Source organism: Halobacterium hubeiense (assembly GCF_001488575.1).
GTDB lineage: Archaea > Halobacteriota > Halobacteria > Halobacteriales > Halobacteriaceae > Halobacterium > Halobacterium hubeiense.
The window spans coordinates 278,020-304,104 of sequence record NZ_LN831303.1 but is presented as its reverse complement, the minus strand read 5'-3'; the positions used below and the strand labels follow the sequence as shown (position 1 = coordinate 304,104).

General features: G+C 59.4%; 17 protein-coding genes and 1 pseudogene. 16 read left to right on the top strand and 2 right to left on the bottom strand.

Annotated elements, in window-relative coordinates; genetic code table 11:
• The first annotated feature begins 1,209 nt into the window (after window positions 1-1,209).
• The 3 genes from HHUB_RS16835 (at window position 1,210) to HHUB_RS14445 (ending at window position 6,905) form a co-directional block, all read left to right on the top strand.
• Complete coding sequence (locus HHUB_RS16835) at window positions 1,210-1,398, top strand: hypothetical protein (protein ID WP_059058745.1); 189 nt, start codon at window positions 1,210-1,212, stop codon at window positions 1,396-1,398.
• Between the two features lie 2,254 nt (window positions 1,399-3,652).
• Complete coding sequence (locus HHUB_RS16220; protein ID WP_082687285.1) at window positions 3,653-4,108, top strand: MarR family transcriptional regulator; 456 nt, start codon at window positions 3,653-3,655, stop codon at window positions 4,106-4,108.
• A 640-nt stretch (window positions 4,109-4,748) separates the two neighbouring features.
• Window positions 4,749-6,905 carry a dipeptide ABC transporter ATP-binding protein gene (locus tag HHUB_RS14445; protein WP_059058743.1) on the top strand — a complete coding sequence of 719 codons (2,157 nt, stop codon included), beginning with the start codon at window positions 4,749-4,751 and terminating at the stop codon, window positions 6,903-6,905.
• 30 nt (window positions 6,906-6,935) lie between these two features.
• Here HHUB_RS14445 and HHUB_RS14440 read toward each other — a convergent pair whose 3' ends face one another.
• A complete protein-coding gene (locus HHUB_RS14440; protein WP_059058741.1) occupies window positions 6,936-7,697 on the bottom strand; it encodes a class I SAM-dependent methyltransferase in 762 nt (253 codons plus the stop codon).
• Between the two features lie 361 nt (window positions 7,698-8,058).
• On the opposite strand from HHUB_RS14440, the gene HHUB_RS14435 reads away from it, so the two are divergent.
• The 10 genes from HHUB_RS14435 to HHUB_RS14390 all read left to right on the top strand — a co-directional run bounded on the left by HHUB_RS14435 (window position 8,059) and on the right by HHUB_RS14390 (window position 21,914).
• Window positions 8,059-10,224 (top strand): acetate--CoA ligase family protein, encoded by a 2,166-nt coding sequence (locus HHUB_RS14435; RefSeq protein ID WP_059058740.1) that lies wholly within the window; start codon window positions 8,059-8,061, stop codon window positions 10,222-10,224.
• A gap of 102 nt (window positions 10,225-10,326) precedes the next feature.
• A complete protein-coding gene (locus tag HHUB_RS14430; protein WP_059058738.1) occupies window positions 10,327-11,559 on the top strand; it encodes an MFS transporter in 1,233 nt (410 codons plus the stop codon).
• A gap of 207 nt (window positions 11,560-11,766) precedes the next feature.
• Entirely contained in the window at window positions 11,767-12,843 is a 1,077-nt protein-coding gene (locus tag HHUB_RS14425; protein WP_059058736.1) for an isocitrate/isopropylmalate dehydrogenase family protein, read from the top strand.
• A gap of 512 nt (window positions 12,844-13,355) precedes the next feature.
• Window positions 13,356-13,736, top strand: coding sequence for a helix-turn-helix domain-containing protein (locus HHUB_RS17410; RefSeq protein ID WP_238324086.1), 381 nt, complete (start codon window positions 13,356-13,358; stop codon window positions 13,734-13,736).
• Between the two features lie 343 nt (window positions 13,737-14,079).
• Window positions 14,080-16,008, top strand: coding sequence for an ABC transporter substrate-binding protein (locus tag HHUB_RS14415; RefSeq protein ID WP_082687284.1), 1,929 nt, complete (start codon window positions 14,080-14,082; stop codon window positions 16,006-16,008).
• Window positions 16,009-16,023: 15 nt separating this feature from the next.
• On the top strand, window positions 16,024-17,007 hold the full coding sequence (locus tag HHUB_RS14410) for an ABC transporter permease (protein WP_059058732.1): 984 nt from the start codon (window positions 16,024-16,026) through the stop codon (window positions 17,005-17,007).
• A complete protein-coding gene (locus tag HHUB_RS14405; protein WP_089649848.1) occupies window positions 17,007-17,927 on the top strand; it encodes an ABC transporter permease in 921 nt (306 codons plus the stop codon). Before HHUB_RS14410 ends, HHUB_RS14405 begins: the two co-directional genes overlap by 1 nt.
• Window positions 17,924-20,047 (top strand): dipeptide ABC transporter ATP-binding protein, encoded by a 2,124-nt coding sequence (locus HHUB_RS14400; protein ID WP_059058730.1) that lies wholly within the window; start codon window positions 17,924-17,926, stop codon window positions 20,045-20,047. The genes HHUB_RS14405 and HHUB_RS14400 overlap by 4 nt, the downstream gene beginning before the upstream one ends.
• A gap of 3 nt (window positions 20,048-20,050) precedes the next feature.
• Entirely contained in the window at window positions 20,051-21,427 is a 1,377-nt protein-coding gene (locus HHUB_RS14395; protein ID WP_059058728.1) for a hemolysin family protein, read from the top strand.
• 43 nt (window positions 21,428-21,470) lie between these two features.
• Window positions 21,471-21,914, top strand: coding sequence for a universal stress protein (locus tag HHUB_RS14390; RefSeq protein ID WP_059058726.1), 444 nt, complete (start codon window positions 21,471-21,473; stop codon window positions 21,912-21,914).
• A 60-nt stretch (window positions 21,915-21,974) separates the two neighbouring features.
• Here the strand turns inward: HHUB_RS14390 and ddh are convergent, their stop codons facing one another.
• The gene (ddh, locus tag HHUB_RS14385; protein WP_059058725.1) at window positions 21,975-22,916 is read right to left on the bottom strand and encodes a D-2-hydroxyacid dehydrogenase; all 942 of its coding nucleotides are present in this window, start codon (window positions 22,914-22,916) and stop codon (window positions 21,975-21,977) included.
• A 310-nt stretch (window positions 22,917-23,226) separates the two neighbouring features.
• On the opposite strand from ddh, the gene HHUB_RS14380 reads away from it, so the two are divergent.
• The 3 genes and pseudogenes from HHUB_RS14380 (at window position 23,227) to HHUB_RS17400 (ending at window position 25,842) form a co-directional block, all read left to right on the top strand.
• On the top strand, window positions 23,227-24,468 hold the full coding sequence (locus HHUB_RS14380) for an RNA-guided endonuclease InsQ/TnpB family protein (protein WP_059058593.1): 1,242 nt from the start codon (window positions 23,227-23,229) through the stop codon (window positions 24,466-24,468).
• A gap of 69 nt (window positions 24,469-24,537) precedes the next feature.
• Window positions 24,538-24,792: pseudogene (locus HHUB_RS17405) on the top strand (HNH endonuclease); the annotation flags it as partial.
• A gap of 222 nt (window positions 24,793-25,014) precedes the next feature.
• Window positions 25,015-25,842 (top strand): hypothetical protein, encoded by an 828-nt coding sequence (locus HHUB_RS17400; protein ID WP_238324107.1) that lies wholly within the window; start codon window positions 25,015-25,017, stop codon window positions 25,840-25,842.
• The last annotated feature ends 243 nt before the right edge of the window (window positions 25,843-26,085 follow it).

Below are 26,085 nucleotides of genomic sequence, written 5' to 3'. Positions count from 1 at the left end.
CTTGGTTTTCATCTGATTCGTGATGCAGCGATTCTCCGAGATCCATCTGGGGACGATTGACGGTTGCGACGCTAGACTGGTAAGTAGTGGGGAGAACCGAGACGTTAGCCACCCCCAGAAAGGGTTTAACCAACATCTGGGACAGTCCACTCAGTTTGTTGGTTAAGTTCGGGTCATCCCATAATTCGTGGATGGCGTCGGTCGAACGTTTGAGAGTGGCTCAAACAGTTAGTTCGACATCACGGAAGTCTTCGACGGTGTCCCGTACATGGTTCGGTACGAGGGTGTCGAGGAACGTCGGAAGGACTGGATGACGGTTCTCACTCGTTTCGACACCGAAACTACCGAGCGGTCCCCGCTGTCGAACCTGCTTGAGACGATCATCCAAGCTGACGGCGCTGTGCTCTTCCAGGTCGTGTTCGAGCCACGTGCCGACTGGTCGCCGAAAGCACAACGACAGAAAGGCCGCCTCAAGCGCGGTGTTCACACAATGGCCGGAATGGTCATCCGAAGTGCCCTAGATGGAGTGTTGGGGGTGTCTGATGAAGAAAAACGTGAGCGGCATCGTGGAGACACGCCGGAGGAAGTCGGTGGCACGATCATGGATTCGCAGGTTGATGGCCAACGTGCTGGGCAGAGTCGCATGGCGCAGATCGACCTGAAGAACCCGAGTCACACGTACAACGTGTCGCTGCGTGCGGCGGCTCAGTCCCAGCGAATCGCGGAAAATTTACAGGACTCACTCAACCAGATGAGTGGGCAGTTCTACTCCGTCGACGGAAAATACCTCGGCAAGAACAAAAACGAGTACAAGCGGATGCTGCACCACGGCATCACGTACTCCAACGGCTGGGAAATGATGACTCGTCGGAAGCCGCTGCTCGTCTGTAACATTGAGGAGCTTGCCAACGTCACACGGTTCCATCGATCGCCGAAATCTCTGATTCACTCTCAGACGAGGGCTTCGGCGTCTTCCACGGTCGTGAGTTCATCACGCTCCGTGAAGACGGCCGGCTTGCCCCGAACTCAACAGTCGCTGAACAGTACCTCGAAGACACCGAAGCCGTCATTCTCGCGTACAACGACAGTGGGAACGAGATCGCAATTATCCCGCTTGAGCAAAACTACGACCGGGGAGATGTCTACGCCTACCGCTCCGGCAAGACCCACACAATCTCGGCGCGAGGCTTCCTCAAGAACAACGACATCATGCCCGACGAAACCATCCGCTACACGCCAGAGTGGGACGACGACCTCGGCGGCAACCACGTCGAAGGCGGCTTCCGACTTGATCTCGAACAGGAGGGCGAAGTCGTAACCATCGACTCATCCACCGAGGAACCCGTCGACGACACCAGCGACGACACCGGCGACGACACTACAGCGCCCGCCCAGTAACCGCCACCAGGACATCCCGAGTCGGTGCCGCCCACCGCTAGCGCACCATCCGACTCCCCACGCTGTTCTCTACTCGCGCAGTCTCCTACCGGCACGATCCGTTACGAGCGCCACAACGAGCACACGCCACGCCCAGGCGCACGACACAACGACACCACAGCCACGACGAATGAACGCCACCAGTACAATCGATGGCTCTCCACACGACTTCGGGAGCGATGCACGGCGCAACCCGCACAGGAGAATGCCGAACACGTCCTCCAGCAGCCACCACCCCGAATTCGACACGATACGGGTGGCGTGTACTGGTCGCGAGCAGTGGGGTCGAACCCGCCAAATCTGAACTAGCGTCTACACCGCCAGCTTCGGCAGTATACCCCTCCCACAACGAGCCCACACGCACGAAAGCCGAACGCAGTAACGTTTCTACAACGACGACGGACGTGAGAAACCTCAACGACACCCCAATCCCACAACCAGCACACCACCAACAACGAATCATCCACAGAGACGCCCAATACCGAACGCAAGTATTCACCAGTCGTCACCCGAGCTCAACCCACGCTATCTCTGGGTCGTCTCGCCCGTGATCATCGGCGGTGTTCTCCCACCGCTATCACCATACCTACCACATTCAATATAGTTTAGCCGGTGGTTTTCGGTTCTAAGTACACGACAGGGGTCGGATTCGGGGGTCTCATGTTTACTTCCGTAATTGCCAGATGGCAGTCGAATTCCGGGGGGTGCGTGTTTACTGCCACAGTAGAACTGCGACGCAGACAGCAAATCACGTAAGTACCAGACGGCGTTGGGATTACGGGGTGTCTGTGTTTAATCCCGTAAGTACCGGACGGCACCAGAATTTCACGGGGGTTGTATTTACTTGTTCAGAGCGCCCTCACAGAATCGACTCGGCACCCTAATCACCAGACGGCGGTCGGATTCCGGGGGATGTATGTTTAGTACCGTAATCACCGGACGGCAGTAGGATTCGGCGTGTCCGTGTTTAACTCTTGAACCGGCTTCAAAACCCCGTGTAATCACCAGACGGCAACCGAATTAGCGCTTCCATGTTTATTTATGCTTTCTACCTGTTAGTTTGTGTAATCACCAGACGGCGGTACAATTCAGGGGGTAATCTGTTTAATTCGCCACCCCCGAAATCGAGCGTGTACGTTCAGACACGCCCTTAGATTGCTTTACAGAGGCTATAGTGTCATCTACTATTGTCGTGTACGACCAGCCGAAATTACACAATTAGGGTTCAGGAAAGTTGAAGTTCCAGTTGGTGGTCGCGTGGCGGATGATTCAGGCAGAGCCGAGTTGGAGGCGAGGGTGAGGGGTGGAGTGGGAGCGTAGGCGATAGAGGTACTACCAGATTGTTGATATTGGTGGGAACCCTGGGGGAGCGCACTGGTGGAGGCGGGGCAGAGGCGCGGCGAGGCGGGGAGGACAGGAGGCGTCAACGGCGAGGTGTGGCGTGGACGAGCTCGGCGGCGGCGACTGGCGAGGGACTGAGTTGAGAAGACAGCGAGGAGCGAGGAGGCAACCGGCGGCTTCGGTGGACGACGTCTGGTGAGTGGAGCGGCGGGGGAGATCGTCTGGCGAGGGGTGGGGCTACGGGAGTCGTCTGGCGAGGACCGAACAGCGAGGATGGGTGGCTGGCGAGCGAGTGGCGAGGTGGTGGGTCCATCGTGGCTCGGCATGGGCGGGGGACTGATGCGGTCGCGCCGGGGGCGGCGATTCGGGGAGTGGTCTGGACTCGGCATGATGGGGAGTCAACATCGCGGCGAACAGCGATGGAGAACGAGCGAGAGTCGGGGCGGCGAGAGGGGGCGGCGTCTCGAGAGACGATGGGGTTTGGGTGGAGCGAGAACAGCGGAAGCACTGGGGTCCGGGGGCGGCGGCGACAGCGACGACATCGACGTCGACGACGAGGGCGATGGCGATGGCGGTAGTCGGGGAGGGGGTAAGCGGGAGCGATAGTCTCCTCTGATGGACAGTTCGAGATTTCAGTCGAAGACGAATTGTGGGACGAATCGAATTGAATCGAGAAACGCGTATGCTGCTATGACAACGTCTTCTAATTGCCGTAGAGACGACGGCTGGGCTCACCCGTATATTAGATTCGCATATCCATTTAGGGGATGGTTCAGCTGCGGAATGGTTGAACCAATAGGATTTCAACAAAGCCATCCGGTCCAATACCCGCGCCGAAAACCGTAATGGCAGCTGGTAACACATAGTAGGAAAGATGGTAGTTCCCGTCGACGACCTCACAAATGACGACCCATACCCGGTGAAGCCGGATACGAACGAATACGAAGCACTCAGCTTCCTCGTCGCACACCACCAGTACGGCTTCACGCCCAGTGAAATCGCAGCACGAACAGACCTCAGCGAGACAAGCGCATCAAAAGCGATGGCTCGCCTCTTCGAGGATCGGCTCGTCGAACGAGCAGAAACGACCTATTATATCAATCCGCATCGAGCCGATGAACTAAAACAACGACTTGCGTCGCTCGATTCAGCCGCTCGAATCTTTGAGAAAGCACCTGACGACGCCTACGCCAAGCAGGGCTGGGAACACGAAGTCCCCAGCCTCGATCGAGATGAGAGTACAGAGCCGACAAGCGACCACTCCAAAACTGCAGAAGAACGAGCACAAGCCATTATCGAAGATATCGAAGACCGCCGCGCAGAGGAGTGACCCGCCTCGGAGTTAATCCCGGATGTAGTCAGCCTGTACGGCCTGTATATGCCGTTCTTGACTTTTTCCGCAACTGACGGTGTCGGATTGTGCTGGCCACAGACCGCCATCCCCACGGGAGAGCTTCCTGGTCGAATTCTGGGCTGAGCCGGTATGGCTCCCGAGTGAGACAGCGTCTTTGGTGGATTTGCCTCGGACTTGGCATCCAAACTACCAGAAGAGATGTCAACTAAAGCTTACGCGCTTCATCCCACGGCTAACGCCGTGGGGTTTCGCGCTGTTCTCGCTGTAATATCGAGCCGTTCTCGCACCTTCTTTTGGAGGACAATTCGCCTGTCCGAATCTTAGCCAGATTCCAATATAAATTCAGAGGATCGTTTTGGGCAGCATACGAACTTCGCCAGTGCCTCACCTCATTCACCACGATTCGACTTACCGAAGGTGAACTTGACATCCTCAGCGCCATCATGTCAGGTATATATTGAATATAGTGAACCGTGGATATATAACTACGAGGTGGATTGGTCACACATAGCATGAATTCACGCGGGTGTGTCTCCACGGAGGTGTTGGAAAACAGCCGCTGGCAATCAATTCTGGCAGACTTTCCGACGCTACACGCCGGTAACGGGGACCAAAAATGACGCTGCTTAACGTTAATGACCTAGTGGTTCGATACGACACCGAAGAAGGACCACGACATAGTGTTAACGGCGTCTCATTCACTATCGAGGACGGCGTTAACTACGCACTGTCGGGCGAATCAGCCTCAGGGAAATCGACAACTGCGAAGGCAATTCTAGGGCTGTTACCAGACTGTGCAGTGATCGAATCCGGGGAAATCGAATTCGAGGGACGAGACCTGCGGTCGATGACCGCGGCGGAACGCCGCGACTTCCTGTGGGAGGAAATCGCGTTCATCCCCCAGACGGCCATCGACGCACTTGACCCCGTGATGACGGTCGGCGCGCAGATCCGGCAAGCCATCCAGACGCACCGAGACGTGTCCGATCAGCACGCTCAGCGCCGCTCGCGTGAGCTTTTCGAAACCGTCGGACTGGACCCCGAGCGAATCGAAGAGTACCCGCATCGCTTCTCTGGCGGGATGCGCCAACGCGTCGTTATCGCGATGGCGCTCGCACTCGACCCGAAATTAATCATCGCCGACGAGCCGACGACGGGACTCGATGTCGTTGTTCAGGACCAGATCATCGACAACATCCTCCAGATTCAGGAGGAGACGGACAGCTCGCTTCTCCTGATCACCCACGACCTGAGCGTCATCGCCGAGGCCTGCGACGAAATGTCCGTGCTCTACGGTGGGCAAGTCATGGAACAGGGCCACGTGGATAACGTCCTTCTCAACCCATCGAATCCGTACACAATGGGGCTAAAGCAGGCCTATCCCACACAGGACGACGATAGCAACGAACTCATCTCGATGTCCGGCGAACCGCCGATGCTGGACGAAGCCCCCACTGGGTGTGCGTTCAACTCACGATGTCCCTTTGCAGACGAAGAGTGTGAGACTACGCAGCCGCAACTGGAGAAACTTCCCTACCGGAACCAGCGAGTTGCCTGCCACCACACTGAGCGCGCGACCCGGATGAGAAAACAGGCTGACGATCCATCGACGTGGGGCAGTCCCGAGCACGACGCAGGGTCCAGCAACCGCGAGGTCCTCCTGGAGGTCGAAGGATTGAGCAAATGGTACGAGAGCGACACCTCCCTCCTCGGCAGGCTCCCATTAGAAGGGGGGTCACCCTCGATTACGAGAGTTGCGAGTACGCTTCGTGACGCGTACGAGCGTCAGGGGAATGTCCTCCGTGATGTCTTCGACAGTACGGGGACACGGGTTCGTGCCGTCGATGACGTGTCATTTTCCGTCTCGCGCGGCGAAATCCTCGGCGTCGTCGGTGAATCCGGCTGCGGGAAATCGACGCTCGCACAAACACTGGGGCTCCTCGAAGAGCCCAGCGCGGGCACATTCACATTCGACGGCAACTCCCACGACCACTATCAGGACGGGAACCTCCAGTCGTTCCGCGAGCGAGTTCAGGTCATATTCCAGAATCCATACGACTCCCTGAACCCCCGGATGACGGTCAAACAACTCGTTAAGGAACCACTGACAATCCACGGATACCGCCTCGACGAGCGGGAGCAGGCCGTCAAGGAAACGCTCGAACGCGTCGGCTTGGCGCCAGCCGAGCATTATCTGGACGCATACCCGGACGAACTCTCCGGCGGCCAGCGCCAGCGGGTGGCGCTTGCACGAGCTCTGGTTATTGACCCTGATCTGTTGATCTGTGACGAACCCGCCTCGATGCTTGACGTCTCGCTGAAAGCAGATGTGCTAAATCTGCTCCGTGAGTTAGTTAACACAGAAGAGATTGGCGTTCTGTACATCTCTCACGACCTGCCCAGTCTCTCCTATATTGCCGATCGCTTGGCAATCATGTACCTCGGTCAGTTCGTAGAGCGAGGCGACACGGAACGCATCTTCAACAGCCCGAAACACCCGTATACGGAGGCGTTGCTCGCGGCAATCCCGGAGATGGATCCACGCGGGACCCGCGACCGCGTCACGCTTGAGGGGCAGCCAGCCAGCCCCGCGACGAGAACGACTGGCTGTCGGTTCGCCTCACGCTGTCCGAAGTCCACCGACCAATGTTACAGCGAGGAACCCACGCTTGACACGTGGGTCGGGGAGAACCACGAAGCGGCGTGTTTCCACCCAAATGAGGAATCGCGCGACGAAACTCAACCGAGAGACAGTCCAATCGAAAACGACTGACGGGCCACCTCACCATGACAGCGGTGGTCGTTATCGGGTGGCGCGGAGCAACAGTTTGAGGTTCGCGAACGACTCGAGACCATCTTCTGCGTCCGTGATTTCAAACGCCTCAGTTGCTTCGGGGGGCCGATCGGCGAAGGTTGCTTCGAGGCGTTTGCGGCGCTCGGCGGACAGGTCAACGTTTGCGACCCATTCGTCGTAATCGAGCGTCTTCGTGACAACACGTGAGGTCTCGACAGTCAGACCCGCACCCTTGAACCAACGGAGCCAGTCGCTTACGCGATGCGAACGGACGTGCGTTGGGTCACGGATTCGTTCGACGCGGTTGAGAAAGTTGTCGAGCGCCTCATCATCGGGTGCGACGTTGTCTTCGAAGGCAAGCGTTCCACCAGGTTTGAGGACGCGAGCAACTTCCGCCACGAAGTCCGTCGGTTCGGGGAAATGGTGTGCAGCGATACGGCACGTCACCGCGTCAAACGAGTTTGTGACGAACGGCAATCGTTCGGCATCACAAATCACACCCCGTACGCCGGGAAACGCTTGCGTCGCCGTGGCGACCATCGTCGGTGCGGCATCAGTCGCAACAACCTGAGTAGCACCGCCTTCAACAAGTGCGCCAGCCGTGTGGCCTGCGCCTGTGGCGACGTCTAGTGCGCGATCAGCGGCACCGACCCACTCGACCAGCTGGTCGAGGTCGTCTCCGGCTCGGTGGACACGACTATCCAGATAGGCCGCGGCTTGTTCGTCGAACAGCGCGGCTGTCGACCGCTTCTGTTCGGTTCCGTCGTCCATACGTTCGCATTCAACCAAGCTGTCAAAGACATTCGGGTGCCGATAGCACAGATATTGACGACACTGATGGGCTCCGAGAACAGACGGAGTCATCGAGTTCGGATCCGATGGGAAACTGGCGATTCACCCCGATCAAGTCGACGACATCAACGACGCGTTCACGCCCGCCCCCAACGAGGTCGACTTGTCTCCGGTGCTCTCGCGAGTTTCTGAATCCGACTTCCCTACGCTATCCCAGGTTTTCTCCGAATTGCTTGGCTCGACTGAGTGCAACGCCAGACATTCCCCCGTATATAAAGAATGAATGTGATTGTCCCTGTTCGGGAGTATGATATTGCCCTCAAGAGGGGAACCCGATTGTATGTTGAGCGACGAAGCGGATGATGAGGGGAATTCGTCTACTGAGTCGGTGTCGGCTCCTGAGCTGGATCCGCTGTTCGACCCCGAGTCGGTTGCGGTCGTCGGCGCAAGCCCTGACTCATTCTACTCCGGGAACCTCGTGGAGAACCTGCTTGAGTACGGGTTCGACGGGACGCTCTATCCGGTCAACCCCGGACGAGACGAAGTCTGGGACCGGCAATGTTATGACCACATCTCAGACATCCCCGAGACAGTTGATCTGGCAGTTGTCAGCGTCCCACGAGAACACGTCGTCGATGTCGTCAAGTCTGCGGGAGAGCGGGGCGTCCCCGTCGCCCTGGTTCTCACCGCGGGGTTCGCTGAAGCTGACGACACAGGCACCGACCTCGAAGCACAGCTAGCCGCCACAGCGACCGAAGCCGGGATTCAGGTCGTCGGGCCGAACTGTATCGGTGTCATGGCCAGTGAGGGCGCGACGCTGACAGCAACCTGTTCGCGGGAACCACAACCTGGCGGGATTGGTCTCGTGAGCCAATCCGGCGCGCTGGCGTTTACGACGTTCTTCGAGCGCGCAGCCGATAGTGACGTCCACTTCAGCCATATCGTCTCGACCGGCAACGAGGTCGACCTCACGGCTGCCGACTACGTCGCCTATCTCGCTGAGCTAGACGATGTCGACGTCGTCTGCACGTATATCGAAGGAATCGATGACCCCGAACGATTCTTGCGGGTCGCCGAAAACGCCGTTCGTAACGGGACGCCGGTTCTCACGGTGAAAATCGGCTCCTCCGAACTAGCCGAAGCAGCGACATTGAGTCACACCGGTTCGCTCACCGGCGATGACGACGCTTGGACAGCTGCATTCAATCAGGCGGGAGTTGAACGTGTCCCCGACATCCCAGACCTGCTGGCGCGCGCAAGCGCCCACACTGCGTACGGGAATCCCGATCGGGACCGGGTCTGTATCGCCTCAACTAGTGGTGGGCTTGCCAGCCTGTTGGCCGATATGGCCGCCGAACGGGACCTCTCCCTTCCGGATATCGATGGCGAAACTGAACAGCAGCTCCTGAACATCGAGGAGCTGCTGACGTACGGCGGGTTCAACAACCCCGCTGATATTCGTGGCTACGGCGCTCACGTTCTCCCTGAGATTGCCGATGCCGTGCTTGACGACGACGCGTTCGACGCCTACGTCTTCGCCATCGGGCTGCCCGGCGTCGACGAGCGTGCCGAGACCATCGCCGATGATCTAGCAACTATCGCCTCAGAAGCTGACGACCCCGTGTACGTGCTTTGGACTGGACGCAAGGAATCCGATGATCCGACGGCGACACCGCCGTACGCACGCCTGCGAGAGTCCCTCCCCGTTTACGAAGATCCTAGCCGGTGCTTGGACGCTCTCGCGTCGACGGGCGACTTCGTCACTGCACAAACCCGCTTGACCAACCAGCCGTCACGAACCGACCTCGTTGCCGACGCGCGCAAGAACGCAACCAACGTCGACCTGCCACGTGGCCAAGTACTCACGTGGCAGGAATCCGAACGCTTGCTGAACGTCTACGACATTCCAGTAGTCGAGACCCGTCTGGCGACCGATGTCCAGGAGGCCGTCGCAGCGGCTGAGGACATTGGATTTCCAGTCGTCCTCAAAATTGACTCGCCAGCGCTCCCTCACCGTACCGATGTCGGCGCCGTAGAACTCGGCATAGACTCAGCCGAAGCCGTCCGTGCTGCCTACGAAGACGTGATGGATGCTGCACTTGCAGCCATCGACGAGGACGATATCGAGGGTGTGCTTGTCCAGCCGGTGGTCGACGACGGTGTTGAGGCGATTACGGGTATCGCGCCCGACGAAGTCTTCGGGTCGCTCGTCTCCGTCGGCCCTGGTGGCGTTCTCGTGGAAGCGCTCGATGAGAGTGCCACACTCGTCCCGCCATTCTCACGAGCTGATGCCAGAGCAGCGGTCGAGGAGACCGCGCTGGCGTCGCTCCTCCGGAACCGCCGTGAGGGAGACGCGCTCTCCGTCGATGCTATCGTTGACTTCCTCATCCGTATCGGTGAGTTAGCAGCTGGTGTCGACACTGTCGCGGAGCTGGACCTCAACCCCGTCGTCGTCACCGAGCATGGGCCCGTGGCTGTGGACGCGCTCGTCCGGACTCGTGAGTAGCCCATCGATGCAAGTCGCACCTGACTATCGGCGAAGGTCGAACGCGAACGGCGGACAGCGCTGCGTCTTGACCACCGGTCGACGGAACCATCCACTCGTGCTATGACGGCCGATGACATCACAACGGGACGTCTCGGTTCGCTGTCCCGCTTCCGTCGCTACGACGCGCTGGCGCTGACCGCGCTCGTGTGGTTCCTCGGCAAATTCCTGCGGTACGCATTCCCGCCGCTGTTCGGGCAGTTCGAGACGATATACGACGTTACACGGACTGACCTTGGACTAGCGTTCACGGGACTCATGCTCGTGTACGCCGCGATGCAGTTCCCATCCGGGTATATCGCTGACCGGTCGGGGTCAGTAGGCGTCATTACGGTCGGTGGCGTTGTAACGGGAATCGGGGCGCTTTCGCTGGTGGTGGATGCGCCGTTCGCGGTGTTGGCTGGTGCGATGTTGCTCGTCGGTGCCGGCACAGGGACGTACAAGACCGTCGCGATCGAGTTGCTGTCTCGGATTTACCCCACTGAAACCGGGCGGTCGCTGGGCGTCTTCGACACGGTCGGTAGTCTCGCCGGCGTCGCAGCACCTGCTGCAGTCGTGGCCGCGACCTCCTTGCCGGGAGTGTTCGGAGCGCCGTGGCGGACACTGTTTCTGGTGGGGGGTCTCGCAGCGCTGGCGGTCGCTCTCGCGTTCCTCGTCCGCGTGCCTCGCCACCTCGAGCGAGAGCCCGCCGCCACGGAGCGTGACGGGTCGCCCCAGCTTCGAGAGTACGTCGACTTGTTCCGCCAGCCGAAGTTCTCGGCGTTCGTCGTCGTCACGATTCTGTTCTCGTTCGTGTACAACGGCCTCGTGGCGTTCCTCCCGCTGTATCTCATGGGCGCAGGGAATCTCCCGTCGGTAACCGCTAATCTGTTGTTCAGCGGTCTGTTCGCGGTCAGTCTAGTCCAGCTGGTTACCGGGGAAGCGAGCGACCGTGTCGGCGTTTTGCCGCTCGTTGTGGGTACGCTCACCGCGGCGACGGCGGGACTCGTCGCCCTCGTTGTGCTGTCGGGGACCGCGGGGGCAATCGGGCTCGGGGCGACGGTGATTGTGCTCGGCGTCGGCGCTCACGGATATCGGCCCGTACGCGGCGCGTACCTCGTCACTGTGTTACCGGAGAGTATCGCGAAGGGGTCGCTCGGAGTCGTCCGGACGCTGTTAGTTGCCGCAGGCGCTGTCGGCCCCGCGGCGGTAGGATACCTCTCTGATGTGCGTGGATTCCGGGTAGCGTTCGGCGTCTTGGCGGTGATTCTCTGCATCGCGACGGTGATCACGGTGATTCTGTGGGTGATCGACTAATGGCGGAGAGCACAACTCCGCCGATGAGAACGCTCCCTGTTCCATATACGGACTCAGGCGATATCCGGCTCCCACAATCGGGACATGGTCTAATGTCGTTGATAGAGGACCGTGTCCACTGTCAGCAGGTGATATCGGTATTCAGCGGTTGCTACAGCTCGGGAGAATCGCACCGTACGACCGATCGACAGCGATCATCCGACCACAATGACTGAAGACCAAACAACAACGACGTATGACATCGAACTGATTCCCGGCGACGGCATCGGCCCAGAAGTCCTCGACGTGGCCCTCCCGCTCTTCCAGGACGTGGCCGACGACTACGGGTTCGAATTCGATTTCACCCGGCGTGACTGGGGAACCGAGTACTACCTCGAGCATGGGGAGATGATGCCGGAGGACGGACTCGCCGAGCTGGCCGACGCTGATTCGATTTTCTTGGGCGCTGTTGGCCACCCGGAGGTCCCTGACCACGTGACGCTCCACGGGCTCCTGCTCCCGATTCGGAAAGGGTTCGACCAGTACGTCTGCAAGCGGCCGAACGTCCTCTTCGAGGGTATCGAGAGTCCACTCAAGGGGTACGGGGCCGGCGACATTGACTTCGTAGTCTACCGCGAGAACACGGAGGGTGAATACGCTGATATCGGCGGCCGTGAACACCGCGGTCTCGGACACGAGACGGCCGTTCAGTCGGCGCTTTTCACTCGGCAGGGAACAGAACGCATCGTGCGCGCGGCCTTCCAGGCCGCGGCCGAACGTGAGGGACACCTGACGAGCGTCACCAAATCCAACGCACAGGCCCACAGTATGGTGTTCTGGGACGACATCGTCGAGGAGGTGAGCGAGGAGTATCCCGGCGTCACTGTCGAGCGATTGCTGGTTGATGCGGCCTCGATGGACTTGATTCGGCGACCTCACGAGTTCGACGTCCTCGTCGCTTCGAACCTTTTCGGAGACGTCTTGACCGACATCGGCGCCCAAATTACTGGAAGTATGGGCCTCGCACCATCCGGGAATATCCACCCGGGTGAGGAGTATCCGTCAATGTTCGAGCCCGTCCACGGGAGTGCACCCGACATCGTCGGTGAGGGCGTCGCGAATCCGCTGGCGTCCGTCCTTTCGTGGTCGATGCTGCTCGAGGATGTCGGAGAGGAGGCCGCCGCAGATGCACTTTGGAGTGCCGTCATTGGGCAGATATCTGACCAGTCCGCGCCACGGACTCCAGACCTTGGCGGTGATGCGGGAACTGAGGCGGTCGTCGAGGACCTTCGCTCGCGCCTTTAGTCCGGCGTAACGGACTCTTGAGCCGGAATTATCGGCATAGGTCGGGGCATGTTATAGCGGCGCTGTTCACGTCAGTTGGTTGCTCGATTACCGCGAGAGTCGTGTTGAATATATAATAATACTTGAATAGGTTTATTGCGTATCGTGAGAACGAGACCGATAGCGGCGAGCTAAGGTGATTCAATATTCTTCGCATCGAATTTGAGACGAAGCGGTCCGGGGTTGCTGACCTGCTCGCGTCACAGCTCCCGGAAACCCGGCGTATCGAGTTCGAAAACGCCTTTTACGCTGCCGAAGGCGACTGGATCGAATCGCTACTAGTTATTTCGGAGAGCACATTCGATCCGGAGACAGCGCTGGCATCCCTCTCACGGGTCGAGCTATTCTACTCCGAGCGCGTCTCCGACGACCAAAGCGACCAGCAGGCGTACCGTCTGACAGTAGTCTCTCACGAACCGTATCCATTCCTCCTGGGGCTGATCCTACGTGAGAAGGCGATTCCGAATCGGTTGGTGCTCACTCCGGAATGTTTCAATGGTGTCGCTACGGTCGCTGAGTGGGACGATTTCCAGCGGCTCGCCGATAAACTGCAAGAACAGTTCGGGGAATTCGAGCTCTTGAGCGTGAATCAGGTTGAGACGACGGGTGCGCCGCTGGGGAGTGGTCAGCTCGGCCGCGTGGTCAGAAACGAACTCTCCCAAGATCAGCTGAACGTCCTCCAGACGGCCCACGAGTTGGGATACTTCGAAACGCCGCGTCGGGCCTCGGCAGACGATATCGCGACTGAGCTTGACATCGCCCAGTCGACGCTTAGTGAGCGTCTGCGACTCGCGGAAAACCAGTTGTTCGACCTGATCTTCTCTGGCGACCAGGACGTGAACGAAGGCGGTTGACTTCGCGGGTGTGGCGTACCTCGTTTTTCGCGACGGCGAACGCGTACCGTACATGCGCTGAGTGTTGTTGCGGTGCTGCTGTTGCTGGGTCCGATGGTTGAAACGCGGGAGCGGAGGCACCTGTAGTGCCATCGAGCCAGTTGTTTGCGTCGATTGACGGCTGTTGATGAGGGCTGTGTGGCCCGTCGGGCCTCGGCTCGCGCGCGCGTGAGTGACTGACCTCTATCTGGGGTGGTATTCGGGTGTGGTTGTTCCATGATACACTTTCCCATATAAAGAATGATGATGATTGTCGGGTTTCGGGGCCAAGTTCAGGCAGGTATGGGGGAAAGAGGGGAGTGGAATGTCGCGAGAAAAACCGTTCGAAGTCACGAAAGGTGAGGTGTCGCGTCGACGGTTCCTCAGCATCGCGAGCGCAGCGGGAATTTCGGCGTTAGCCGGCTGCGGGGGCAACGGCAACCAGAGTAACAACGGTGGGACTCAGTCCAGTGGCGATGGTCGCTCCATCGAATCGCGGTTCTGGGAGGAGTGGCCCGTCGAGACGAAAGGCGAGTCAGTCAACGACGAGGCCGTCCAGTTCGAATACACGGCAGTCGAGGGGCAGTCAGTCCCGTCGGTCACGACCCATTTCGCGCAGTCGGAGACGCCGTGGATGCGCGAGTTCGCCTTGACGGTCCAAGATTCGTTCAACTCCGTCGGGGTGCCGGTCGACCTGGTCAACGTCCAGCCCAGCACCAGGTACGGTGAGTTCTGGCGGGCTGACATCGGCCACCCGGTGCCGGTCGTGATGAACCTCCACGGGCCCGACCCGCAGCGTGGCCTCGACCCGAACCCGTTCCTGATGCGTGCCCACCCGGAGACCGGTGGGAACTACTACAATTACAAGAACGACGAAATCACCGAGCTGCTCGACGAGCAGGCGCAGACGATCGGCGACCAAGAAGCGCGTGCCGAGCTCTGTCAGGAGATTCAGCGCAAGCTCAGTGAGGACGCCTACCTCATCGCCGCAAACTTCCCTGACGTTATCAACGTCGCCAACACCGCAGACTGGGAAGGATACGTGCCGACACCCGGCAACGGGACGACCCGGGACTCGTTCATCTGGACGCAGGTGAACCTCCAGCCGCAAGGTGACTCAACGACGTGGGTCAAGGGCGTCACCGCTGGCATGCAGGGGACGAATCTCCCCTGGTCGACTGGTGGACTGGAAGAGAAGCGTCTGCTGAACGTCTACGACGGGCTCTACGACGCCTCGCCGCAACTGGATATCGTCTCCGGCTTGGCGACCGGCCACGAGGTCGTCGACGATACCACCGTCGAGATGGACCTCCGGGAGGGAGTTACGTGGCACGACGGGGAACCGTTCACCCCAGAGGACGTCAAGTTCAGCGTCGAACAGTACAAACAGCACACTGCGCCCCAGCAGGGTCCGTTCTACCGGACTATCGAGAGCGTCGAAGTGGTCTCGACCACCGGCGGCGGCCGCGTGAGGTTCAACCTCACAGAACCCGACGCCTCGTTCGTCACCCAGCGTGCTGTCCGTAGTTCCATCATTCCCAAGCACCGCTGGGAGGATGTCGATAATCCCTCCGAGTACAACCCCGACAACCCCGTCGGGACTGGGCCATTCCAGTTCGAGAACTGGTCGCAGGGCCAGGAGCTGCGCCTCTCGAAATACGAGGACCACTGGCTGTGGGACGACGATACTCGCCGGGAACTCATCGGCGAGGAGTACTTCGTCGCCGGCGACGGTATCGACGAGATGGTCGTGGTCAACGTCGGGAACGTCTCGACACTCATCGGCTCGATGCAGTCGGGCGACATCGACGCGATTGGGATGACGGTCTCCAACCAACAGGCCGATCGAGCTTCACGAGCGGATGGCGTCGAGAAACAGACCTCGCCCAACTACGTGCCCACGGACGTCCACCTCAACCACATCGTCCCACTGTTCCGGGACAAAACGTTCCGAGTTGCGTTGAGCCACGCCTTCGACAAGCAGAGCTTCGTCGACAACGTTCTCACAGGGCAGGGGGAAGCGATCGACGGGCAGAACCTCCTCACGCCGCTGATGACGCCGTTCCACGGTGAGACCGAACCCTACGAATACAACCCCGAGCAGGCCAAGACGATGCTCGAACAGGCTGGCTACACGTTCGACAGCAACGACATGCTCGTCTGGCCGGAGGGTGACGCCTGGGAAGCCTTCGACGAGCGGGTCGAGCACGGCCACGCAACGCGCTCCGAACTCGACCAGCCGGACTTCTCGTAAGAATCACCCCACACCATGAGCTTTCGACGATTCCTGATCAAACGGACGGCGATCGCCGCGATATTGACTCTGGTAGCGGTTAGCATCATCTTCGCGACGCTTCGGTTCCTGCCCAGCGACCCGTTCAGCGGGCTCGTCGCCTCCGGCTCACTAACGCCGGAACAGGTCGCTGAGTTGCGTGCGATGTACGGCCTCGATGAGCCGATCTGGATTCAGTACCTGAAGTACATCCAGAACCTGTTCACGTTCCAGTTCGGTCTCTCGCTTACCGAACAGCGGCCAGTCTGGTCGATTCTCGGGCCTGCGTTGCGGAACACGCTGGTATTGCTCCTACCCGCACTGGTGACAACTGCAGTCGTCAGTTCCCTCGCTGGGATGTACGCCGGCTGGAACCGCGGGTCGTGGTTCGAGCAGACGGGAATCATCACCACGACGTTCTTCCGCGCCACCCCGATCTTCGTCACCGGCATCCTCCTGCTCATCATCTTCTCGTACGGGCTGGGGTGGTTCCCAGCGTTTGGCATGCGGAGCCCGGTGGCCAACCCACAGGGGGTGACAGAGACGTACCTCTCGATGGACTTCCTGAAACACTACATCCTCCCGTTCACGGCGACAGTGCTGTTCTACAGCGGGGACTTCCTGATGCTTGCGCGGAACTCCGTCGTCGAGCGCAAAGGGTCGGAGTTCCTCAAACTCCACCGCGCAAAGGGACTATCGGAGATGGAACAGCTGGCTCGCGCTGGCCGAAACTCGCTGCTCCCGCTGGTGACGTACTTCGCGCTCCGGACAGGCATGCTCTTCCAGGGAGTCATTACGCTGGAAGTGGTGTTCGCGTGGCCGGGAATCGGTCGTGCGCTCGTCGATGCGATCCTCAATCAAGACTATCCGACGGTCCAGGCCGCGGTGTTCATCATGGCGCTGGCTGTCATTGTGATGAATCTGGCCGCGGACATCGCCTACGCGAAACTGGACCCGACCGTCGAAGCGGGTGATGTCTAATGTCTGGGTACGCACTTGACGTCGAAACAGCGAAAGATCGCCTGCAAGAAGAGCTGTCGCGGGCACGTCGTACACTGAGCGTCGTCCTTGAAGACACCTCAGCGAAAATTGGGTTCGCCATCATCATGGCGTTCGTCTTCGTGGGCTTGTTCGGCCCGTATCTGGCGCCGCACCATCCCATCGAGCATACGATGCGCTCCGGTGGCTCGATGATGCGTCTCGAAAGCCCCACCGCGAAGGCACCGATGGGGACGACCTCCTTCGGGAAGGACGTCTTCAGTCAGTTCCTCGCGGGTGCACGCCCGACGCTAATCGTCGGCCTGTTCGGTGGGATTGGCACCGGCGTCCTGGGCTTCCTCGTCGGTCTCACGAGCGGGTACTTTGGCGGCCGCGTCGACGAGGCGCTGATGCGGCTGACCGACCTGACGTTCGCACTCCCGTTCCTGCCGATGGCGCTGGTCATCCTCTCGTTCGTCTCCCCGAACATCTGGTTGATCACCGCCGTACTCGTCGTGTTCCTCTGGAAGATGCCCGCACGAGTCATCCGGTCGGAGGTCATGACGGTCAAAGAACGGACCTTCGTCAAATCAGCACGAGCACGCGGGGCAGGCCACCTGCGGACGATGTTCCTGCACGTCGCTCCGAACGTGCTCGGTATCGGGTTCCTCTACACCGCCTACGCGTTCGGGTGGTCAATCGTTGCCGGCGCCTCACTGGCGTTCCTCGGCTTCGGTGACCCGACGATGACCTCCTGGGGGCGGATGCTCGAGCAGGTCTTCCGCGCAGGTGCCATGCGGGTTGCGTGGTGGTGGGTCCTCCCGCCCGCCATTGGTATCGCTGCCGTCACCACGGCTGTCTTCCTGGTCGGCCGGGCGTTCGAGGAGCTAGTGAACCCAGATCTGCAAACGGAGCAAGAATGACCCTACTCGAAGTCAACAACCTCAAAATCACGTACGAAACCTCGGAGAAGGACATTCACGCCGTCAACGACGTCTCCTTCTCCATCGGCGAACAGGACAACTACGGCCTCGTCGGCGAGTCCGGGTGCGGGAAATCAACCATCGCAAAGACCATCCTCGGGCTACTGGACGACAACGGTAAAGTCCAATCGGGGAGCGTCCAGTTTAAAGACCGAGAGCTGGTCGACCTCTCAGAGAACGAGTGGCAAGACGTCCGCTGGGAGGAAATCTCCTACATCCCACAGAGTGCGATGGACTCGCTGGACCCTGTGATGACCGTCGGGGCGCAGATTCGACAGGCAATCCGCAAGCACAAAGACGTCTCCAAAGCGGACGCCGACGAACGCGTCGCCGAAGTCTTCGAGATCGTCGGTCTCGACCCGGCTCGGACGAGCGACTACCCCCACGAGTTCTCTGGGGGAATGCGCCAACGCGTCACCATCGCGATGGCGCTCGCGCTCGACCCGGACCTCATCATCGCCGACGAACCGACGACCGGCCTCGACGTCATCGTGCAGGACAAGATCATCGACAAACTGCTCGAGATTCAGGACGAAGTGGATAGTTCGATGCTCCTCATCACCCACGACGTCGGGGTCGTCGCCGAGACCTGCGACGAAGTGTCGGTGCTCTACGGCGGGAAGGTAATGGAGCAGGGGGCGACGCATGACGTGTTCACGAACCCGACCAACCCCTACACGATGGGGTTACAGAACGCCTTCCCGGAAGTCGACGAATTCGACGAACAAGCGATCTCCATCCCGGGGTCACTACCGGACCTAACCGCGGAACCGTCCGGATGCGTCTTCCGCAATCGGTGTCCGTTTTCGACGACTGAATGCGAAGACGGCCATCCACCGTTGACCGCAAACGGCGGGCAGCTGTCGGCCTGCTATTACCCCGAAGACGTCGACACCATGCGTGAGGCGGCCACCGACCCCGATACGTGGGGTATCGACACGGGCGGCGACGATGAAACGGCCCGCGACACGGGAGACGTCATCCTCGAAACCGAGAATCTGGAAAAGTGGTTCAAACAGACCCAGTCGCTTGTCGACGACTTGCGCGGCGCCGAACCGGACTACGTCAAGGCCGTCAACGGCGTCGACCTCACAGTCCGTGAAGGCGAAATTCTCGGCGTGGCTGGCGAGTCCGGGTGTGGGAAATCGACACTGGGCGAAGTCATCGCCGCGCTACAACCACGGACTGGTGGTGACATCCACGTTGACGGTACGTCTGTCGATGACCTGCTCGAGGAGAGCACCAAGAAGTTCCGCTCGCAAGTCCAGTTCATCTTCCAAGACCCGTTCGACTCGCTGAACCCACGCCAGCGTGTCAAAGACGCCGTCGCCGAACCACTCAAAATCCAGGGGCATGACAAGGAGACCATCGACCGTCGGGTCCGCCAAACCGTCTCCGATGTCGGCCTCAACCCACCCGAAAAATACCTCGACCAAGTCCCGGCCCAGCTATCTGGCGGGGAGCGCCAGCGCGTCGCCATCGCGCAGGCGCTCGTGTTAGAACCGAAGCTGCTCATCTGTGACGAGCCCGCATCGATGCTGGACGTGTCGCTGAAAGCGAACATCCTCAACATCCTGCGGGACATGGCCGACGAGCGCGACATCGGCATCGTCTACATCTCGCATGACCTCGCCAGCCTCACCCAGATCGCCAACCGGCTGGCGGTGATGTACCTCGGCCGCGTCATCGAGATTGGCGACACCCGCGAAGTCGTCAAGAACCCGAAACACCCCTACGCTGCGTCGCTGCTGGCCGCGTCACCGAAAACGGACCCCAGCACCAATCGCCAGCGGGTGTTGTTACCGGGTGAACCACCAAACCCGGTCAACCTTCCCGGGGGCTGTAATTTCGCGCCACGGTGTCCGAAAGCCAGCGCGGAGTGTCGCTCAACGAACCCCGAACGGGACGCGTTCAAAGACGGCGACCACGAGGCAGCCTGCCACTTCCCGGTCGAGGACGTCGACAGCGAACTGCTGGCGCAGTACGCTCGCGAACGCGCCGGGACAGAGGCCCAGACTGCCGATGGAGAGCCGGTCACGGAGTCGGTCGAGGAGGCGTAATCGATGCACGACCCCGCGATGGACGCATCGTTGATGGAGGTGGCGCCGCTGGCGGTCCGCGTCAGTGGCGTCACCGTCCCCAATAGTGCCATCGCTATAGGTGGGGTCATCCTTATCGGCTCCCTGATCGCGCTCTCCGCGTTCTTCTCCTCGTCGGAGATCGCGATGTTCTCGCTGGCTGACCACCGGGTCGAGGTTCTGACCAACGACGGGGTGCCTGGCTCGCAGACACTGAAAGCGTTGAAGTCCGACCCCCACCGGCTGCTCGTGACGATCCTCGTGGGTAACAACCTCGTCAATATCGCGATGTCCTCACTCGCGACCGGCCTACTGGTGATGCTCGGATTCGGACAGGGGCAATCGGTGGCTTTCGCGACCTTCGGTATCACTGCCCTGGTCTTGCTGTTCGGGGAGAGCGCTCCGAAATCCTACGCGGTCGAGAACACGGAATCATGGGCACTCCGCATCGCCAGACCCCTCAAGTTCGCCGAGTACCTCTTGCTCCCACTGATCGTCGTCTTCGACTACCTGACGCGTGTGATAAACAGAGTCACTGGCGGGCGGTCGACTATCGAGACCTCCTACGTCACCCGCGAAGAGATCCAGCAGATGATCGAGACGGGCGAACGAGAGGGGGTTCTCGATAAGGAAGAACGCGAGATGTTCCAACGCATCTTCCGGTTCGACGACACCATCGCCAAGGAGGTGATGACGCCGCGACTCGACGTCACAGCGGTCGATCGAGACGACGATATCGACGAAGCAATCGCCACGTGCATCCGGAGTGGGCACCAGCGCCTGCCAGTCTACGAGGGCAGTCTGGACAACGTCATCGGCGTTGTGACGCTCTCGGACTTGGTGCGGGAGTGGCGGTACGGGGAAAGCGACCTCGAATCTCTCGACCACTTCGTCGAAGAGCCACTCCAAGTGCCGGAAAGCAAGAACGTGGCTGACCTGTTCGAGGAGATGCGCCGTGAGCCGGTCGAGATGGCTATCGTTATCGACGAGTTCGGCACGACCGAGGGAATCATCACGACCGAAGACCTCGTCGAGGAAATCGTCGGCGAGCTCCTCGGTGCCGAAGAGGAAGAGAAGATCACGGTCATCGACGAGACCAGTGTTAGCGCGCGTGGCGATGTGAACATCGAAGCGGTCAACAACGCGCTCGATATCGACCTCCCGGAGGGCGAGGAGTTTGAGACGATTGCCGGCTTCATCTTCAACCGGGCCGGCCGGTTAGTCGAGGAAGGCGAGTCGTTCGACCACGGCGCCGTCGAGTTCAGTGTCGAACGGGTCGATGACAGCCGTATCAAGCGAGTTCGAATAACTGAACAGCACGATCAATTAGCAGCGGGCCGGTCGGCGGAGTCAGTAAGTTGACGCTGCCGATTGTCCCACAGCAACCCATCCACGGAGAACACACATGACGATACTCACAGCGGTCGGCCAAGAACTGGAATCGAACGAAATCCTCGAACTCGGGTACGAGCTCGCGACAGCGTACGACGAGCAGCTGCGTGTCCTCCACGTCATCCCAAAAGAGGATTTCAACGAACACAAAGCAGCACTCGAGGGAACGCCGGCGTCCGAGAGCTTCACCATCAGCCGTGAAGAGCAAAGCGCGGCCGAAATCGCCCGGCAGGCCGTCCACGAATCCCTCGACGAGTACGACTCCGACCGGGTCGAAACGCAGGGACGCATCGGCGACCCGACAGACAAAATCCTCGCAGAAGTCGACCGAACCGACCCTCGGTATCTCGTAATCGGCGGGAAAGGAAAATCACCCGTCGGGAAAGTCATCTTCGGGAGCACAGCACAGAGCGTATTGCTGAACGCCTCGTGCCCCGTTGTTCTAGCAAGCAGGTAATCAGAACACCCTTACAGAGAATCGAGGAGAAAGTCCCACCCTTCGGGGCGAGGGAAGTTCTCACGCGACCCGATTTCGGAGGGGATTGCCTGATTGGTACTGGTCGAATATTTCTTCCACCAACTCAGCAAGGTCGTGGTGGTAGCGGTTCGTCGTCGACCCCTCGTGAGGAGAGATGATGACTTCCTCAAAGTCCCACAGTGGGGACGACTCCGGGAGCGGCTCAGTTTCGAATACGTCCAATCCAGCGCCAGCGATAACGTCATCCTCCAAGGCGTCGACGAGAGCGTGCTGGTCGACGACTGGCCCTCGCGCGACGTTGATTAAATAGGCGTCGTCGCGCATTTGCTCGAACTCCGCTGTCGAGAACATTCCTTCCGTCTCCGGTGTTTTTGGAACCGCCGCGACGACGAATCGAGCCTCGTCGATGGCCTCGTCCAAGTCCGCCGGCGAATAAATTGTTGAGACATGGCGTACATCCTCATCCGAACGGCGAACACCGATCACGTCCATCCCCATGCCGTCGGCATACTCTGCGACTCCCCGGCCAATAGTTCCGAGCCCAACGACACACACTGTTTCACCAGCGACAGTGAACGGCTGCTCGTACGGTGGGTCATACCACTGTCGTTGGTTCTGCTGGTCGCGATACACGTGCATTCGACGCGCGAACATGAGCATGTAGCTGGCCACGAGTTCGCCGACCGTCGTCCCATGAATGCCCGTACTATTCGTCAACGGCGTTCCAGTACTCTCGTACGCGTCTGTATCGAATTCATCGTACCCAGCCCGGAGACAGTGAACCCAACCAGCATCGGGAAACCACTCCCGAGGACGGTAAGAAGCGACAGCATCCGTCTCGTCGAGCTCTGGATCGTCATCGCCAATCACTTCCACAGGAACCGGGAGGTCGTTTAGCGCATCGATAAACGAGTCGATAGGGACCTTCTCGTCGATACTCTCATGGACACAGAGTCGTTCCAACGGCTCGGTCTCGGACATAGTGGCCGCACACCATGTCGGGTATTCAATCTTGCCACGCGACCGATGCGAAACCACCACAGCTTGCACCTGCTCATCGACCGCACGTCTACACATCTATCCTCCATCAATCCCAAAACCCCTCTCCTTGCTGTCGTCAAGGCGTATCGGTCCCGGGAAGGGCTCCGGTGGAGACAGTTCATAGTGGTACAGCGCGGAAACCCACCCCTTTAGGGGTGGGAGGAAGCGCGTACGCTCCGTGTATCCAACCACCGACTACGGCAGGGCCGACTCCCCAATACTTTTTAATCACCAAGATTACATATGATGTATGGAGAAGCGGCGTACTGTCCCCATTGCACTCAACGTGGACAGCCACAGCGCCGCACTCCTCGAAGACACCGTCGACGAATTTCTGTGGGCCGCCAACTACGTGACACGCCACGCGTTCGACGGTGAATACGTCACCACGAGCAAGACCACGCTCCATGACGACACCTACGAGGACGTGCGCGACGAGACAGCGTTACACAGCAACCACGTCCAAGCCGCCCGCAACAAGGCCGCCGAAGCCTGCAAGAGCGTGGTCGAGAAGTGGAAACAGGGCAAGAAGGGATCGATGCCTCACTTCACTAGCCCTCACCTCGTCTACGACCACCGCACCGCCACCTTCCACGACGAGTACGTGTCGCTAGCAACAGTTGACGGTCGCATCGAAGCCGATTACGTCCTTCCAGACGAGGAGCGAGACACGCCCCACGCCGAGTATTTCTTTTCCGACGAGTACGAAACCACAGGGGCAGAACTGCACTACAGTAACGGCAACTGGATGCTCCACATCCACTGCAAGACGGATGTGGAGTCTGATACGCCGGAACAAGCTACCGAGAACGGAACGGTTCTTGGGGTCGACCTCGGCGTGACGAATCTTGCAGTTACCTCAACTGGCTCGTTCTGGACTGGTGACGAGTTCGACCACTGGCGGCGCGAATACGAGACCCGTCGTGGGTCGCTCCAACAGTGCGGGACACGGTGGGCGCACGAGAACATCCAATCGGTCGGACGCAAAGAGGAAGGTCGGTTCACGATCACGCTCCACCGTATCTCGAACGATTTGGTGGCTGAAGCCCGCACCCACGGCTGTTCGGTGATTGCGTTCGAGAACTTGACCGATATTCGTGAGCGAACCGGCGCATCGTGGGGGCACAAATGGGCGTTCAACCGCCTGTACGAGTACGTCGAATACAAAGCCGCAGAGTACGGTATCAACGTAGCACAGGTTGACCCGGAGAACACGTCACGGCGATGTTCGACATGTGGGTTCACACACCCGGACAACCGCGACAGAGAGGACTTCGAGTGCCTGAAGTGCAGCTACGAGAACCACGCCGACTACAACGCCGCCAAGAACATCGGCTTGCGGTATCTCCGCCGGAACCAAACTGGCTCCGGTGGAGGCGCACCCGTAGGCGTGCGCTTGAACAGCGGGACGCTGAACGCGAACGGAGCGTATGACCCTCCTGCCGAAGATTCGGCCAGAGCGGGAGTCCACGCTGAAAGCCCACCCCTTTAGGGGTGGGTTAGCTTACGCTTGAGTGGTAACTGGTAAGTATTCTACCTCGTTAAGTCCGATAATAAGCAGATGGCATCGGATGGGATAAACTCACGTTGGGACTCTCAAGACGCCCACGATGGACGGTATCCTCCGGACTGGGATGCACGTCGACAAGCGGTCTACGAACGCGACAATTGGACGTGCCAGAACTGTGACGCTGAGAGTGGCCCCCACGCTGGCGATGATGGCGTCCCCCTCCACGCTCATCATATCGTCCCGCGATCACGTGGTGGCACAAACCAACTCTCGAATCTCACAACCCTCTGCGAAGCCTGCCATAACAACGCTCACGCCCACGATATTACAGGTGATGCAGCGAGTCAAAGCACACCATCGATTGGTTCCACGCAATCCACAGCTGGGCGCACAGCAGCGACCGCTTCCTCACAGTCGACATCGTCTGCTTCCAGTACCCGGTCATCATCCGACGGGGATGTACCTGAAGGCGAAGACAAGATTGGACCTGGGTTTCAAGCTACTTGGTACTGGGTTGGAAATCTGGTCGTGTCGATTGTCCTCGTCATCGGTGTTGATCTTGTGGGGGTGCTTGAGGGAGTTAACGGGACGATCGTATGGAGTGGTATCTATGTGGCGTTAACCGCGTTTAGCGTGTATAGTAGTCCATATGATGGTGTGTGGGAGCGTGATCGGGATGAGGATACGTCGCGGTCGGGCTGGACGACTGTAGCGACAGTTATCGGCAGTAGTGTCGTTGCGTGTGCGATCTCGTGGGTGGCGATTCAAGAAGGCGCACCAAGCGGCGGCTTTGGGTTTATTGTTGGTGTCCTTGCCTCCTTTACAGGGATACTAATCGCGTCCTGTCTTCTCTGTGGGGTTCTCGGGGCTGTCGTCGCCGGTGGACCCGGCGGTAAAATCGGGCTTGTCGGTGGTGTTCTCGTCGGAATCTACTGGGCGCTCACGAATGCCAGCACTTGGAATGATGTTCCCGACCCAGCCTGGGTGAGTTCGACTGTCAACTATAGCTTAGTATTGAACATCGCCATCGGCTGTGTGTTGTTGGTGGCTGTGCTCGCTGGGTGGCTTACCGCTCTTGACTGGCTCTTCTACCAGCCCGTCCGTGACCGCATCAACCACGGCTACCGCACGCTCCCCGCACTCTGGCCACCCGCGTTCATCCTCTTCGCATACGCTGCTGGCGAGTTAATTCTCCAAACACAGCTCACCCCACTTCTCGCGTTCTCCATCCCCACAATCGCAGTCCTCAGCTACGAAGCCCGGATTGCTTTGTCGAGGAAGTTCTCCTCGCAAGACCCCCGGAAAGCCGGCCTCGACGCCTCCCAAGTCACACTCAAAGAATACGAAGACACATAGCGTCTCATGCTGTCGCAGAACTCGCGTAGTCCGGCGAGTACCGCACGGACGTATTCCGATAACAGTTGTTGGCCGGGCGCCTCATCTGTTAACCAACACTCGTAGTTCATGGCGACATTCTGTTGGTTAACACAACCACCAAATCCTCCCCCTACGCGCAGAACACGATTCGTGTGGCCAAAGCTACCAATCCAAAATACTACCCATAGTTCCGCACAGCGCAGCCGAGATAGAATATTTACA